The 13,795-nt window shown below is 36.9% G+C and carries 13 protein-coding genes and 1 pseudogene; 7 read left to right on the forward strand and 7 right to left on the reverse strand.

Features of this window, described 5'->3' with window-relative positions; all coding sequences use genetic code 11:
• Nucleotides 1-83 precede the first annotated feature (83 nt).
• Both ACH0AK_RS00235 and ACH0AK_RS00240 read left to right on the forward strand, forming a co-directional pair.
• Nucleotides 84-1,061, forward strand: a complete 978-nt coding sequence (locus ACH0AK_RS00235; protein WP_023518861.1) for a Gfo/Idh/MocA family protein — start codon at nucleotides 84-86, stop codon at nucleotides 1,059-1,061.
• 97 nt (nucleotides 1,062-1,158) lie between these two features.
• Nucleotides 1,159-1,977: a ZIP family metal transporter gene (locus ACH0AK_RS00240; protein ID WP_019722681.1), complete on the forward strand. Its 819-nt coding sequence runs from the start codon at nucleotides 1,159-1,161 to the stop codon at nucleotides 1,975-1,977.
• Nucleotides 1,978-2,056: 79 nt separating this feature from the next.
• Here the strand turns inward: ACH0AK_RS00240 and ACH0AK_RS00245 are convergent, their stop codons facing one another.
• A complete protein-coding gene (locus tag ACH0AK_RS00245; protein ID WP_010734544.1) occupies nucleotides 2,057-2,254 on the reverse strand; it encodes a hypothetical protein in 198 nt (65 codons plus the stop codon).
• Nucleotides 2,255-2,448: 194 nt separating this feature from the next.
• On the opposite strand from ACH0AK_RS00245, the gene ACH0AK_RS00250 reads away from it, so the two are divergent.
• Both ACH0AK_RS00250 and ACH0AK_RS00255 read left to right on the forward strand, forming a co-directional pair.
• A complete protein-coding gene (locus tag ACH0AK_RS00250; RefSeq protein ID WP_023518863.1) occupies nucleotides 2,449-3,027 on the forward strand; it encodes a TMEM175 family protein in 579 nt (192 codons plus the stop codon).
• Nucleotides 3,028-3,213: 186 nt separating this feature from the next.
• On the forward strand, nucleotides 3,214-3,354 hold the full coding sequence (locus ACH0AK_RS00255) for a hypothetical protein (RefSeq protein ID WP_153830006.1): 141 nt from the start codon (nucleotides 3,214-3,216) through the stop codon (nucleotides 3,352-3,354).
• 311 nt (nucleotides 3,355-3,665) lie between these two features.
• On the opposite strand, the gene ACH0AK_RS00260 is transcribed toward ACH0AK_RS00255, so the two are convergent.
• Nucleotides 3,666-4,115: a hypothetical protein gene (locus ACH0AK_RS00260; protein WP_023518864.1), complete on the reverse strand. Its 450-nt coding sequence runs from the start codon at nucleotides 4,113-4,115 to the stop codon at nucleotides 3,666-3,668.
• 470 nt (nucleotides 4,116-4,585) lie between these two features.
• Between ACH0AK_RS00260 and ACH0AK_RS00265 the strand changes: the two genes are divergently transcribed.
• Entirely contained in the window at nucleotides 4,586-5,614 is a 1,029-nt protein-coding gene (locus ACH0AK_RS00265) for an FUSC family protein (RefSeq protein WP_023518865.1), read from the forward strand.
• 52 nt (nucleotides 5,615-5,666) lie between these two features.
• Here the strand turns inward: ACH0AK_RS00265 and ACH0AK_RS00270 are convergent, their stop codons facing one another.
• The 4 genes from ACH0AK_RS00270 to ACH0AK_RS00285 form a co-directional block, all read right to left on the reverse strand.
• The gene (locus ACH0AK_RS00270; protein WP_010734539.1) at nucleotides 5,667-7,106 is read right to left on the reverse strand and encodes a 6-phospho-beta-glucosidase; all 1,440 of its coding nucleotides are present in this window, start codon (nucleotides 7,104-7,106) and stop codon (nucleotides 5,667-5,669) included.
• Between the two features lie 33 nt (nucleotides 7,107-7,139).
• The gene (locus tag ACH0AK_RS00275; RefSeq protein WP_019722676.1) at nucleotides 7,140-8,450 is read right to left on the reverse strand and encodes a PTS sugar transporter subunit IIC; all 1,311 of its coding nucleotides are present in this window, start codon (nucleotides 8,448-8,450) and stop codon (nucleotides 7,140-7,142) included.
• A gap of 145 nt (nucleotides 8,451-8,595) precedes the next feature.
• Nucleotides 8,596-9,342 carry a MurR/RpiR family transcriptional regulator gene (locus tag ACH0AK_RS00280; protein WP_019722675.1) on the reverse strand — a complete coding sequence of 249 codons (747 nt, stop codon included), beginning with the start codon at nucleotides 9,340-9,342 and terminating at the stop codon, nucleotides 8,596-8,598.
• Nucleotides 9,343-9,429: 87 nt separating this feature from the next.
• On the reverse strand, nucleotides 9,430-9,747 hold the full coding sequence (locus ACH0AK_RS00285; protein WP_010734535.1) for a MazG nucleotide pyrophosphohydrolase domain-containing protein: 318 nt from the start codon (nucleotides 9,745-9,747) through the stop codon (nucleotides 9,430-9,432).
• Nucleotides 9,748-9,815: 68 nt separating this feature from the next.
• Between ACH0AK_RS00285 and ACH0AK_RS00290 the strand changes: the two are divergent.
• Nucleotides 9,816-10,378: pseudogene (locus ACH0AK_RS00290) on the forward strand (LOG family protein).
• 445 nt (nucleotides 10,379-10,823) lie between these two features.
• Entirely contained in the window at nucleotides 10,824-11,651 is an 828-nt protein-coding gene (locus ACH0AK_RS00295) for a class I SAM-dependent methyltransferase (protein WP_194179946.1), read from the forward strand.
• Between the two features lie 121 nt (nucleotides 11,652-11,772).
• On the opposite strand, the gene ACH0AK_RS00300 is transcribed toward ACH0AK_RS00295, so the two are convergent.
• Nucleotides 11,773-13,368 (reverse strand): ATP-binding cassette domain-containing protein, encoded by a 1,596-nt coding sequence (locus tag ACH0AK_RS00300; protein WP_010734530.1) that lies wholly within the window; start codon nucleotides 13,366-13,368, stop codon nucleotides 11,773-11,775.
• Nucleotides 13,369-13,795 lie beyond the last annotated feature (427 nt).

A 13,795-nucleotide genomic window follows, 5' to 3' on the forward strand; every position in this document is an offset into this window, starting at 1 on the left:
AGCGACTTTCAACCAAGTAGAGTGAAGTGCCAGTAATGTGTGAAACTATGTTATAGTGGATTCAAAATGTTAGGAGGAAGAGTATGCTGAAAATCGGTATTATGAGCGGTGCTTCGATCGTGCCACGTGTTGTGGAGGGGATCAAAGAAAGTGGCGTGGCACAAGCTGTAGCGATTGCGACACGTCGCTTAGAAAAGGCGCAACAGTTAGCCACAGAGTTAGGCATTCCAAAAGCGTATGGCAGTTACGAAGCGTTACTTTCTGACAACGAGATAGAACTGATTTATATTCCATTGATCAATCACTTGCATTTTTCAGCCGCGAAAGCCGCGATCCAAGCAAAGAAACATGTGCTTTTAGAGAAGCCTTTTACGCTACATTCGGAGCAAGCACAAGAACTCTATGCCTTGGCTAAGGAGCACAAGGTTTTTCTCATGGAAGCACAAAAAGCCCTATTTCTACCTGCGATCGAAGACGTAAAAAAAACCATTGGATCAGGAAAAATCGGTCAAGTAAAATTAGTCGATATTCGTGATGCTCGACCGGGTTCTGAAAAAATCCCTTGGTTTTGGAAGATGGAACAAGGAGGTGGCGTATTGATTTCCAACGCCTCTTACCCATTAAGTGTCAGTCAATATTTATTTGGTACAGGATTTGATGAATATAACGGCTTATGTGTAGAACATGGAGAAGGTCTGACGGATGAAGAGTGTATGGTCAACCTGAAGAAGAAAGACCTTTTCATCAGTTTATTCCTTACGACAAAAATGGATTTTACTAGTACGTATACCATCGTTGGAGAAAAAGGCACGATCATCATCCCTAACTATTGGAAAACAGACCATTATACGATCCAGATGAACAACGGAAAAGTGTTAACAAAAGATTTTCCAATGGATAGTGAATTTGTCTTTGAGATCCGTCATGTCGCCGATTTACTTTCCTCAGGTAAGAAGCAAGATACGGTGGTCGATCCAAACATGACGATTACAAATGTTCAAGTCGTTGATGATCTTTACCATAAGTGGTTTGGGAATGATTGGAAAAACGTGAGGGGATAACCGCTTAGAATAAAGGATCATCAGATTAATAGTAGAATAGTAGTCACATTTTTGGCAATATGCTAGAGTAAGAATAAAAAGGTGAAAGGGGAATTGTATGGTTGATTGGTTACTGAAGCTAGAACCTTGGCAGCAAGCGTTGACGGGTACGGCGTTTACTTATTTTATGACTGCGCTTGGGGCTGGCTTAGTTTTTTTCTTTAAAGAAATCAAAAAAGATGTACTCAATTTGATGTTAGGTTTCGCTTCGGGTGTGATGATCGCCGCCAGTTTTTGGTCTTTATTAGATCCGGCAATCACAAAAGCAGAAGAAAATGGTGATATTGCTTGGCTTGTGGTGAGTATTGGTTTTGGGCTAGGGGGATTATTTTTATACATTGCCGACAAAACCTTACCACACATGCATTTTGGTCCAGCACACGAAAAAGAAGGCTTACCAACACATTTAAAACGCACGATTTTGCTTGTCTTTTCCATTACCTTGCATAATATTCCAGAAGGTTTAGCAGTAGGTGTTGCATTTGGTGCAGCGGCAACTGCAGATAATCCAACGACTGCGGTGCTAGCAGCGATCTCTGTTGCGTTAGGGATTGGTATTCAAAACTTTCCAGAAGGTGCGGCTGTTTCGATTCCTCTCCGACAAGAAGGATTAAGTCGAACAAAAGCCTTTGTCTATGGGCAAGCTTCAGGAGTGGTTGAACCGATTGCTGGAGTCATCGGGGCAATCTTAGTGACAAAAGTTGCAGTCTTACTGCCTTATGCCTTAGCTTTTGCTGCGGGTGCAATGATTTACGTCGTCGTGGAAGAACTGATTCCTGAAGCGCAACAAACACTTTCAAGTAAACGACACTATGCAGTTTTTGGTGTTATGACTGGTTTTATTATCATGATGATCTTAGATGTAGCATTAGGTTAAATGATATATCATTTAAAAGAAGTAAAAAAAGAGGCAGAAATTTTCTGCCTCTTTTTGTTTTTCATTTAGGAAAATAGTATTAGTAGTATTTTCTTTGTTGCGTGGTGCGAGTGATCCAACGGACTAACCAAATCGCAATGGCTACTGGAATCAACAATTTAATACCTAACCATAATAAACCACTGATCACGCCAACGAATAGATTGAGGACAAAGCTAGCTACGACGAAACCTACCACTAATAGAATGATTGTTTGAAACGTATTTCTTTTTTGCATGATGATCGCCTCTTTTCTCGTTTGATAAACTTCTCAATAGAAGTTACGCTTGCTGTTTTCTATATAGTAAGTATAGCAAGGATTGATTGACTTAACCTCCACCCAGAGCCCGATTTCTACTTGCTACTTTGGTGTGAAAAGGTTGCTTTTTTGCCCTTATTACGAATAAAATGAAGCGAAAGGAGAGGAAAGTCATGCCGAAAAATCGACTAGAGGCCTTTACAGACGCCGTGATCGCTATTATTATGACGATTTTAGTGTTGGAGCTACATGAACCACACTCAGATACCTTGGAAGCGCTAGTTGCACTTGCGCCACGTTTTTTTATTTATATCATTAGTTTCTTTACCCTGGGCATTTATTGGAATAACCACCATCATTTGTTTCAAGCCGTCCACAAAGTGAATGGGCGAGTGCTCTGGGTGAATAGCTTTTTTATTTTTTTCCTGTCGCTGTTTCCATTCGTTACTTCATGGATCAGCGAATACAGTAACAGTCTTGTTCCTGAAATGACCTATGGTATAGTGATATTAGGAGCTAATCTCACGTATTATTTGTTAGCAAGGACATTAGTTGCCTCAGAGGAAGACGAGAATGCATCTATCAAAGAGTTGTTTGGCAATTATCGTAAATCCTACGTATCTATTGGTTTGAATGTCGTGGGATTGATTCTCGGATATTTGATCGCGCCCATCGCAGTACTAATAGTCAATGTCTTGATTTTGGTTACTTGGTTGATCCCAAGTCGTAAAATTGAAGCATACTATCGCTAGATACTTGAATAACATAGTCAATCAAAAGACACAGAATAGTTAGGAAATACTCCTTTCCTGTTCTGTGTTTTTTTTGTATGCTTTTGACTCTTTTAACGATTATAAAAAAATTTAACAGAAACATAAGTAAAAAATAAAAAAACAATCGAATTTTTTAGGCACAATGATAGTTAAAGAGGGATGCATATGAGAAAACGAAAAAAATTTTATCCAGCAATCATTACAAGTTTTATTACCGTACTTATTTATGTAGAGCAATCGAGGTGTAATTTGCTCGTTCTCCTGTTGTCAGTTTTACTTACTGTCATCGTCACGCTTAAAGGATAGACGATACAAAGAAGTAAACAAACTTGAGCTCGATCGGTCACAAGGTCAAAGATGACGGATTTTGTGGACAAATAGAAAGAGCTAATGAGTTATCCACTGTGGACAACTCATTATTAAATCAAAAATTTAGATAACAAGCACATTTATTTTTTGTTGTTATTTTAAATAACATAGATAAAACGATACTAAAGGATGGACAGATATTCGTTGGATCTCAAAAAAAAGCAAACTGAAAGGAAGAGGAATTTCTTCGTTTCAGTTTGTTTTTTTGTAGTATAAATATAAATCTATATTTACCCCCACAGGGTATGTCAGCGTGTGTTGTAAGGTTCTCCTTCAATGGATACATTGTTTTTATAGGCAAAGTAGCGATCATTTTTTTTCGCAATGCCAAATGTATCAGAAACATGAATGTTTTGTGGAGAGAATTTTATTGCTGGAATCGAGAACGATTGCTCTTTTGGATCAGTTACTCTGATTTCAAACGATAGTTCATTTTCATCTTCTTTTGTTAGTACGATATGAGGTGTATCATTAAAATTGATTTCTGTTACTTCGTAGATGCCTAAAAAATCGACCGAGTCACCAATGCTTTTCAATAACTGATTTTTTGTAGGAACATATTCCATTTTAATTTCGTCTGTTTGGATCATTTCAGCTTTGGAGGTAACATCTCGAACAGGAGAATTCAAAAAATGAATAAAAGAAAATAAACCGACACATGCAAACAAGCTACTGATAATTACAATAATTTTCTTCATTTTCCTTACTTTTTGTCCTTTCTGTGTTCTCCAACGTATATGTCTGATGTTAAAATCAAAAAAACTTTATGTAACAATAAATTTTATTTTTTTTTTGTTATTAAAAATGATTTCTTTCATAGTATAAATTTAAAATACAAAAAAATAAAGCAGATTTCACAAATTCTTTGACTAGATGAAAAGCTTTTAATTTTAGATAGCTAAAACTATCTATATTATTACAAATAATGGTGGTTATTATTAATTAATTATAATATTTAATTAGTTATTTAATGATTGATGGGAATTTCTGTCTGTTTAAGCGATGAAAATTGGTGTTATACTAGATAAAGTAAATTCGTTTAAATTTTTCTCTGGAAAACTCTCCTTTTACTTCTAATAGTTGATTTCTTTGATACTTCTTATAATAGACAAGACATCCTTAAGGCGAAAACGATTTTTATATACATTTCAAAATAAGGAGGTTTTTTATGGTTAAATCTTATTTTACATTTAACAAAATTCAAGAAAATCCATTTCGTATCATGAATCTGATGGTGCTGATCTTTCTCGTTTTATGGATCGGTTACATCAATCATAATTTTTTGATTTCAAGTTTCTCTTCTCTAGGTATCTTTACCTTCTTTTACTACCAGAACATTCCGATGAAGCAATTACTAAAGCGCCTATTTTTGATTGGTTGCGGTCTATTACTGGCTTTTACATTAGGGCTATTGTCGACGTATGTCATCTGGCTTGAACCATTTGCTGTTGGAGCAGTTGCTTTTTTCAGTCGGTTTATTTTGCGTTTGTTCCATATTTCTAAACCAGGGGGCTTATTCTTTGCGATGTTAGCGGCTATGGGAACGAGTATGTCCGTTCCATTTTCTCATTTGCCGACAGTAGCTTCTTTTTTCTTTATGGGTGTTGTGTTTGCTTTGATTGCTGCATTTCTAACGAAAAAAATGGATTCGCGCCCGGAACAGGAAGTGATAAAGGTATCTTTGAAGGAGCGTTTTCACCAAGAACCTTTAGTGATCATTGATTCGATTTTTTACAGCGCTGCATTATTCCTTTCCGTTTATGTGAGCCATGGCTTGAACATGAAAAATCCTTATTGGCTGACACTGTCTTGTGCCTCGATTTTATTAGCTGAGAATTTAGATGCGATGAAACATCGGCAAGTGCAATATTTGATTGGTTCGATGTTAGGGTTGTGTTTATCGGCTGTCTTATCACTGATTCCTTTTTCCCAACTTGAAACGATTTTTTTAATTACGTTTCTTTATGGTATTTCTCAGTTTTTAGTTGCCCGAAATTATGCAGTGGCGAATATTTTCTTGAACCCCATGGCATTGATGCTTTCGACATTGGTCAGGAACACGTACTTGATCTCATTGATCGAGTATCGTTTTATTGGTATCGTCATCGGTAGTTTCATTGGTCTAGGTGTAGCCTGGGTAATGAATATCGGTCTGCAACATTACTTAGCAGTTGTGAAAGAAAAATATGAAACATAACAAAGAAAGGCGGTCACGACAATGAAGTCGGATCGCCTTTCCTTGTTCGTTACTAAAGCTGTTCCCCATTGGTTTCAATCACTTGTTGGTACCAAGCAAAGGAATCTTTTTTCAAACGTTGTAAGGTTCCTTTACCGGTATTATCCTTATCGACATAGATCATGCCATAGCGTTTTTCCATTTCACCACTGCCAAAGCTGACGATATCGATGATTCCCCAAGGTGTGTAACCAATTAATGGTACGCCATCTTCAACTACTGCTTTTTTCATTTGTTCGATGTGTTCTCTTAAATAATTGATCCGGTAGTCATCATGGATCTCATTTGAATCAGTTAACTGATCGTAGGCACCAAAACCATTTTCAACGATAAACAGGGGGAGATCATAACGCTGGTACACCGTGTTCAATACATAACGTAACCCAACAGGATCAATCGGCCAGCCCCAGTCAGAAGCAGTAATATAAGGATTTTTAACTAGTTTTGCTGAAGGAATATCTTCTGTTTGTCTGCCCTCAACATCGGGAAGAGTTGTGATCGTTCCCGACATATAATAGCTAAAACCGATATAGTCAACAGTTCCTTGACGTAAAATTTGTCGTTCTTTCTCGCTAATATCGATTGTGAGCCCTTTTTGTTCCCAATACTTTTCTGTGTAGGTAGGGATTTCTCCGCGTACATGGACATCACTGTAGAAGAAACGACGTTCATTTGCTTTGACTGAAGCAATCATATCTTCTGGCGCACAGGAGTAGGGATAGATTGGAACGTAAGCCATCATACAACCAATCTGAAAATTGGGATTGATCTTTTTCCCTTCATTGACAGCCCAAGCACTGGCAATCAGTTCGTTGACCCCTGCTTGAAATACTAAGGCCTCTTTATCTTGGTCATCTTCAATGATCATGGCTGAATTGGTCCAAACATGAACGGGCTCTTGTCCGTCCGCCTGATTATTGATTTCATTGAAGGTCATCCAGTAAGTTACTTTGTCTTTGTAACGGTCAAATACGCACTGAGCAAATTTAACAAATAAAGGAATGACCGCTTTATTGGCAAAGCCACCAAAATCTTCATAAATGGCATAAGGAATCTCAAAATGAGACAACGTAACTACCGGTTCGATCCCGTTTTTTAAGCATTCATCAAAAAGATCATCGTAAAATTTTAATCCTTGTTCATTCGGTGTTTCTTCTTGACCAGTAGGAAAGATCCGACTCCATGAAATGGAAGTGCGTAGACATTTTAAGCCTAGTTCTTTAAATAATTGGATGTCTTCTTTGTAACGATGGTAAAAATCAATGGCCTCGTGATTTGGGTAATATTCCCCTTCGATGATGCCTTTAGTGATCTTCCGCGGAATCCCATTTCCGCCAGCAGTCATAACATCAGCGATACTTGGACCTCGTCCATCAATATTCCAAGCACCTTCTGCTTGATGAGCAGCAATTGCGCCTCCCCATAAAAAATCTTTGGGTAACTCTCTATTCATACAAATTCCTCCTAAGTTTCAGTGATTCTCAAGTTATATCTCTGTGCGTTGTGCGCGGTTGGAAGCCATGACAAAAGGTAGGTAAATCAAAACGGAAATCGCTAAACAAAGTACGCCTATTACAATTCCCATGATATTCCCACCAGTTCCTAAAAACAAATTGATGATCCCTGGGGTGGTCCAAGGTAAACCAATCGCTGGTGATGGCATGATTGGCCAGACGACTGTGACGAAGTAACCGACCAGAATATTGACCATCGGTGTTAAAACAAAAGGAATGATCATAATTGGATTTAAGACGATCGGTAGTCCAAAAATCATCGGTTCATTGATTTGAAAAATACCTGGTACAAAAGATAGTTTGGCGATTTCGCGATATTCAGGTCGTCGTGAAGCAATAAAAATCGCAATGATCAAGCCTAAGGTCATACCCGTTCCACCCATGTTTGCAAACATATCGTTCAAGATGCCCCAAGTTTCCTTGTAAGGGACATCCCACAGCGAACCACCATCATTGATGAATTGGAGATTGGCTAAGTCTTGCTCGGTAAAAATCGCTGAACGAACAGCATTCAATGTGTTTGGACCATGAATACCAATAGAAAATAGCAGTGTCTGAATAAAAGCTAAGAGTAGGACACCAAACACATTCCCACCTAAGTCACGTAAAGGTGCTTGGATACCGGCATAAATCAACTCGTTGATTCCTTCAGGCGCGATCATCAAGACGAAGAAGTTGATCAAAGCTGACATAGAAACAACGATAATGATTGGGATCATTCCAGAAAAAGAGCGAGAAACAGCTGGTGGAACGAGTTCAGGCATCTTGATTTGTAATTTCTTAACTTTGAATAATTTCGGTAAGAATTCGCCAACCAAGCAAGCGACAATCATCGCAACGAATAAACCTTGAGCACCCAAATATTGCGTCGAGATGACATTCATTTCATCGACTGCAAAAGAAGTAGGGTAAAAAATCATAAAGCAAGCGACACTAGTTAGCCCAACTAAGGTTGCATCAGCTTCGAAATGTTTTGCCAACAGCTGAGCGACTAAAAAAGCAATAAACAAACTCATGATATTGATTGTGCCATTTGCTACAGAAGCAAGGACTTGTTGTGCACTTTCTAAATTTGGAAAAATACGTGAAAGTTGAAATAATTGCACGATAAAACTGTCTTTTGAAAATAAAATATTATTGACTAGGATGACTAATGAAGAAGAAATCGTCAATGGAAAAATAAGCATGAATGCATCTCGAACGGCTGCAATATGTCGTTGGTTGTTTAACCGTGTTGCAATAGGAACAAGACTTCGATCTAATAAATCATTGAATTTTTGCATAAGAATAACACCTTTCGCTATATGATGGATTCATTATAGCGAAAGGTGTGAAAGAAAAGTAAGCGCATTCTTATTTAGGATAAAAATTTGGAACAATGAAAATTATTTCGTGGTAGGAACATAGTGTTCCAAATTGAGTGGTGAATCATTCATCCTCTAAATAACCGATCAGTGTTTCAAGGATCGCCATGGAAGGTAGCTGACTAGTCAAATCAAGAAAGATGTCTTTCCGTTCTTCTTTAATGGCATAGTCAATTGAGTAATCACACAATTGGGCCAATGAACTTTCTTTATGAGCGGTAATACAATACTTATGCACGCTATCCGCATGAGCTAAACCTGAAATTACTTCGATCAGTTCTTTTGTTTCACCTGAAACACTCAAAAAGACTAACGCATTTTTTTGATCTGGACGCAAAAAGCTACGAATCGGATAAGTCAGTTCATCTAAGCTAATACAAAAGTAACCGATATTCGCTAATTTTCGTGCCACATATTGCGCTAATGCTCCCGAAGCCCCCATGCCCATAAATAGGATAAAATCAGCTTGACGCAATGTTTTTGCCATTTTTTTGATTTGATATTCAATATCGGGATGAAAAATCGTCATGTTCAACTGATTGATTCGTTCTTCTAACATTAATTGCTTGTCATCTGTTTCATAATGGGCTTTTTCCAAATGATTTTTAATATAAAAACGAAATTCCGGAAATGAATCAAAGCCGACTTTTTGGATAAAACGAAAGACAGAGGTTGACGAAACATGCGCATCCGTCGCAATATCTCGTACCCGCATATAAGGTATTTTCTCAAGGTTATTAACGATAAAGCGGTAAATCTCTTGTTCAACGGCAGACAATTTATTTAAGTTAAGACTTTCAAAGATAGCCATGTGTTTACCTCAAGATTCTTTTTCTTTAGAGTATAGCACGATGGAAAGGGTTTTTCTAAAAAAATTGGAAATGGCATCGTGAGAAGACTACATATTGAACCGCTTCTCTAGTTTTTGTTTGTGGTGATGAATGATTTCTTCGAAGGATAGGTCATATTTATCAGCAAGAATCAGAACATTATCTAAGACATCACCCAATTCCTCCATCAGATTTTCCTTGTAAAAATCAATTGTTTGTATAGATTCATCCGGACGATCACGACCGATTTCGAGACTTCGAACCGCTCTTGAAACTTCGCCAACTTCTTCAGTTAAAAAGCCGATACGGATAAATGGATCGTAGTCGTACCACTTTCTTTTTTTATAAAAATCAACCACCCAGTCGTTGTATTCTTTTATGTTCATGTTGAGGTTAACCACCTTTCAATTATATAATAGCATAAGCTGAAAAAAATTTGGAAGGGGTTTCGGAAATAAAGATTGCAGTCTATTGCGGAGCAAGTAAAGGGAATTCTCCAGAATTTGAACGAGTAACGAGAAGCTTAGGTGAGTGGATCGGGAAGAATGAGTATCAGTTGGTTTATGGTGGTGGAAACGCTGGTTTGAAGGGGATTATTGCTGATTCAGTACTAGGATCTGGAGGGAAAGTGACAGGTATCATGCCTGACTTTTTGGCAAAACGAGAACTAGCAAAAAAGATGGCACCTCTTTGATGATCGTGTCGTAGATGCACGAACGGAAACAAAAAATGATTGAATTATCAGATGTCTATATTGCGTTACCAGGTGGCCCAGGAACCATCGAAGAAATTACTGAAGTAATCTCTTGGGGGAGGATCGGGCAACATGTCAATCCGTGTGTGTTAATGAATTACAAAGAATTTTTCGATCCTTTTAAGCAGCAGTATCAAGCCATGGTCAATCAAGGCTTTTTAACAAGAGAAGAGTTCGATAAAATTTTGTTTGCGGATGCGTTGACAGAAATTCAACCTTTTGTAGATCAGTATATCCCGCCTAAAATCAGGGAGTATAAATAAAATCAATTACATGAATGCTCCTCTTTCACAACGACTAAAATAGTTGGCTGCGCCATCCAGGAATATTTCTCCCGTTTAGAAAAAATTACTTTGATGTCCCATTATTTTATAGGTATGCTTCTTTTACGATCGTTTTATATTTACCAGAGAAAAATTGACAATTACTGGTATGTCCTATAAAACGAAACTATAAATTTAACAGAAAAAGGTGATGAATCCGGCATATCAGATGTTATATAATCAGTAACATGGGTATGACTGGAAGCGAGTAAATAAAATCAATTCAATAGGTAAAAAATTTAGCTGAGACACAGCTTTATTTAGCGTACCTATGTATTTGATTTTATTTTACTCGCATCTTCGCCTTATGCAGGGAAGCCGTAGAGTAAAATCTACGGCTTTTTCTTTTGTTCAAATTTATAAAAAAATGAGGAGATGGAAAACAATGATTGAAACACTTTTAAACAAACCAACACTTTATCAACAAACGAAAGGCGCATTTTGGGATGATCGTCACATCTCAAAACAAATGTTACAAGCACATCTTGACCCTGAATTTGAAGGCGCAAGTCGAAAAGCTGGGTTTATTGATGAATCTGTTCGTTGGATCAATACAGTAATCCCGCCGAAAGCCTATCCAACGTTATTAGATATTGGCTGTGGTCCGGGAATCTATGCAGAAAAATTTAGTCGATTAGGGTATGAAGTAACGGGGCTTGATTTTTCTAAGCGTTCGATAGCATATGCCAAAAAATCTGCGGAAGACCAACAGTTACCGATTACGTACCATTACGCAGATTATCTGACAATGGATTTAGATAAACAATACGATAGCATCACAATGATCTATTGTGACTTTGGAGCGTTATCAGCGAGTGATAGAAAAAGATTATTAGAAAATATTTATCAGCATCTAAAACCGACGGGAAAAGTTTTATTGGATGTTTTTTCGATGGCAAGTTATCAATCATTTGAAGAAAAGCGAGTTTGGGATACTTGTCCAGACGGAAGATTCTGGACAGATGAACCTCATGTAGCATTACAATATAATACAAAATACAACGAACATGTAACTTTAGAACAAACGACGATCCTTACCGATCATGAAAACAAAAATTATTATCTATGGATGACGTATTTCACAAAAGAAACTCTGCAAAAAGAAATGGAAGCTGCTGGTTTTGTTGTTAGTGGGTTTTACGGGGATGTAAAAGGAAGTCCTTATGATGAGAACTCGCCGACACTAGCAGTAGTGTTAGAAAAGAAAGAATAACAATTTTACTATTAGTCCAAAAGGAAAATATCTAGCGTAGATAAAAGCAGGAATCCACAAAAGTCGTTCATCGGATTTTTGTGGATTCTTACTTGTTTTTTGAAGAGGACGGAGGATAGATCTATACAATCGTTTCTACACGAGAAGAGATTTGAATGAACTTATTGGCAAAATTTTTATTTTCCTTGTCATGAGAGGTGAATAAAATGATTTTATTTTGTCTTACGTTCATGAGTGTGTCAAAGATGGCATCCGCAGAGTCTTTGTCGATACTACTCGTACTTTCATCTAGAATCCATATCCTACTGTCTTGGAGTATCATACGGGCAATGAACACGCGTTGTTTTTCGCCCCCCGACAGGTTTGCGCCATTATCAATGATTAAAGAATCCCAGTCTTTGTTTTTAAAAATCGGAGCAAGAAGTGTTGAATTTCTCAGCGCTTCTTTTTTTTCTTCTGAAATCGGTTGACCAAGAGTGATATTGTATTCAAGTGTATTTGAAAAGAGCAAAGTTGTTTGAGAAAGATAAGTGATTTGTTCTCTGACTTGCTTCCCATTCAACTGATCAAGAGGGAAGTCGTTGATATAGATACCATTACTTGCATAAAAGCTCAAGATGGCTTTTATCAGCGTCGATTTTCCAGAACCTGAAGGGCCTTCGATATAACAAATATCTCCTAAATTCAGTGTTTCAGTCAATGACAAATGGATTCTTTTCGCATTTAATGCCATCGTGATTTGCGGATCGGTAAATTTGATGCTAGTGATTGGATCAATTGGTGTGCCGGATAAATCTTCTTGATGTAGTTCTAAGTTTTCTTGAACAAATTGTTGGTTTGCCACGACTGTTCGATAATCGACATTGATTTTGGATAAGTCAGAAAGGGAAGTGAAGAAAACGGGCATTAATATACTAACTACCATCATATTATTCAATTGGAGCTGTTGGTTATACACCAAGTAGCTGATCGTTATAAAAATAATATTTTGAGAAAGTTGGTTGATGAATGAGACAGTATAACTAGTGATTTGAGCAAATTTATTTGTTGCTGCCAAACTTGTGTACATTTTTTTGAGTGTTTTTGAAGTTAGTTGTTTGACAGTATCAAAGCTAGGTAACATTTTAAATTGTTCTGGATTACCCAAGAGCAAAATCAAATCTTTTTGAGCATTGGCATTTTCGTCTTGCATCGTTTTGATTCTTTGATTGAGTGTTTTATTGATAAAAAGATAAGAGAAGATGTTAATAGGGATCAAAAGAAGCGTAATCAGGAAAATAGTTGCATCGAGGGTTAAAAATATACCTAACACGATAAGAATAGAGATGGCTGATTTCAGTACTAAAAAGAAGCTGGTCGTCATAAACATATAGGAGGTATCTACAATTCTGAAAATTCGAGTGACTAGATTACCAGATTCTAAATTGATATATTTCTCAAATTTCAAAGTATATATTTTGGCTAACAAATCGGAAATTGAGTTCAAATTGAATTTTTTTGCAAAATTTTCTCGGTAAATGATCAAACAAACCTGAAAAAGATAAGAGAGTGTCATGGCACCAATTATTAGGAAGATAATAGGAAAAATAGTGGTTGACTGATAACTATTGATACTATTAAGGATGAAGGGAGCAATCAAGGTGGTTAGTACGGTTACTAAAACTAATAACATAGATATAAATAGATATATGTAGCCTTTCTTTGAAAAAAAATTCATTTTCCATTACACTCCTTAAGTACGTGGTTGACAAATCATTATAAAGAATATTATACTTTTATTAGGAAAAAATGGAAAGGTTATTTTTCTCTTTTTTTCCTAAATTTGTGAGTGTGTAAAGACAGAAAAATTAGGTAGTTACTTAACAGAATTTATGTTGTTTCGTATGCTCATGCTGATTTTTTGATATGGTTTGAAAACGTAAAGGAGGAATAGTAATGTTCAAAAAACCTGACTTGAAAAGAATTACAGGTACATACGCAGTTCCATGCAACTGTGGGATTATTGCTGGTCAAGGATCGTAAATAGAGATGAGACGATGACAACATGTCTTACCTCAAGAAATAAGCTGAAGATTACGGAAATTGTTCATGCGATTTTTGTGACTTTCAGCTTGTTTTTTTGAAAGGGGTTTCAAATGTTTGCT

The sequence above is a fragment of the Enterococcus pernyi genome, assembly GCF_045371165.1.
GTDB lineage: Bacteria > Bacillota > Bacilli > Lactobacillales > Enterococcaceae > Enterococcus_B > Enterococcus_B pernyi.

What these genes read in the sequence shown, in the direction of transcription:
- ACH0AK_RS00255 (WP_153830006.1), top strand. Translation starts at nt 3,214, where the DNA reads ATGAGAAAACGAAAAAAATTTTATCCAGCAATCATTACAAGTTTTATT.
- ACH0AK_RS00245 (WP_010734544.1), bottom strand. Translation starts at nt 2,254, where the DNA reads ATGCAAAAAAGAAATACGTTTCAAACAATCATTCTATTAGTGGTAGGT.
- ACH0AK_RS00260 (WP_023518864.1), bottom strand. Translation starts at nt 4,115, where the DNA reads ATGAAGAAAATTATTGTAATTATCAGTAGCTTGTTTGCATGTGTCGGT.
- ACH0AK_RS00300 (WP_010734530.1), bottom strand. Translation starts at nt 13,368, where the DNA reads ATGAATTTTTTTTCAAAGAAAGGCTACATATATCTATTTATATCTATG.
- ACH0AK_RS00240 (WP_019722681.1), top strand. Translation starts at nt 1,159, where the DNA reads ATGGTTGATTGGTTACTGAAGCTAGAACCTTGGCAGCAAGCGTTGACG.
- ACH0AK_RS00295 (WP_194179946.1), top strand. Translation starts at nt 10,824, where the DNA reads ATGATTGAAACACTTTTAAACAAACCAACACTTTATCAACAAACGAAA.
- ACH0AK_RS00250 (WP_023518863.1), top strand. Translation starts at nt 2,449, where the DNA reads ATGCCGAAAAATCGACTAGAGGCCTTTACAGACGCCGTGATCGCTATT.
- ACH0AK_RS00270 (WP_010734539.1), bottom strand. Translation starts at nt 7,106, where the DNA reads ATGAATAGAGAGTTACCCAAAGATTTTTTATGGGGAGGCGCAATTGCT.
- ACH0AK_RS00285 (WP_010734535.1), bottom strand. Translation starts at nt 9,747, where the DNA reads ATGAACATAAAAGAATACAACGACTGGGTGGTTGATTTTTATAAAAAA.
- ACH0AK_RS00235 (WP_023518861.1), top strand. Translation starts at nt 84, where the DNA reads ATGCTGAAAATCGGTATTATGAGCGGTGCTTCGATCGTGCCACGTGTT.
- ACH0AK_RS00275 (WP_019722676.1), bottom strand. Translation starts at nt 8,450, where the DNA reads ATGCAAAAATTCAATGATTTATTAGATCGAAGTCTTGTTCCTATTGCA.
- ACH0AK_RS00265 (WP_023518865.1), top strand. Translation starts at nt 4,586, where the DNA reads ATGGTTAAATCTTATTTTACATTTAACAAAATTCAAGAAAATCCATTT.
- ACH0AK_RS00280 (WP_019722675.1), bottom strand. Translation starts at nt 9,342, where the DNA reads ATGGCTATCTTTGAAAGTCTTAACTTAAATAAATTGTCTGCCGTTGAA.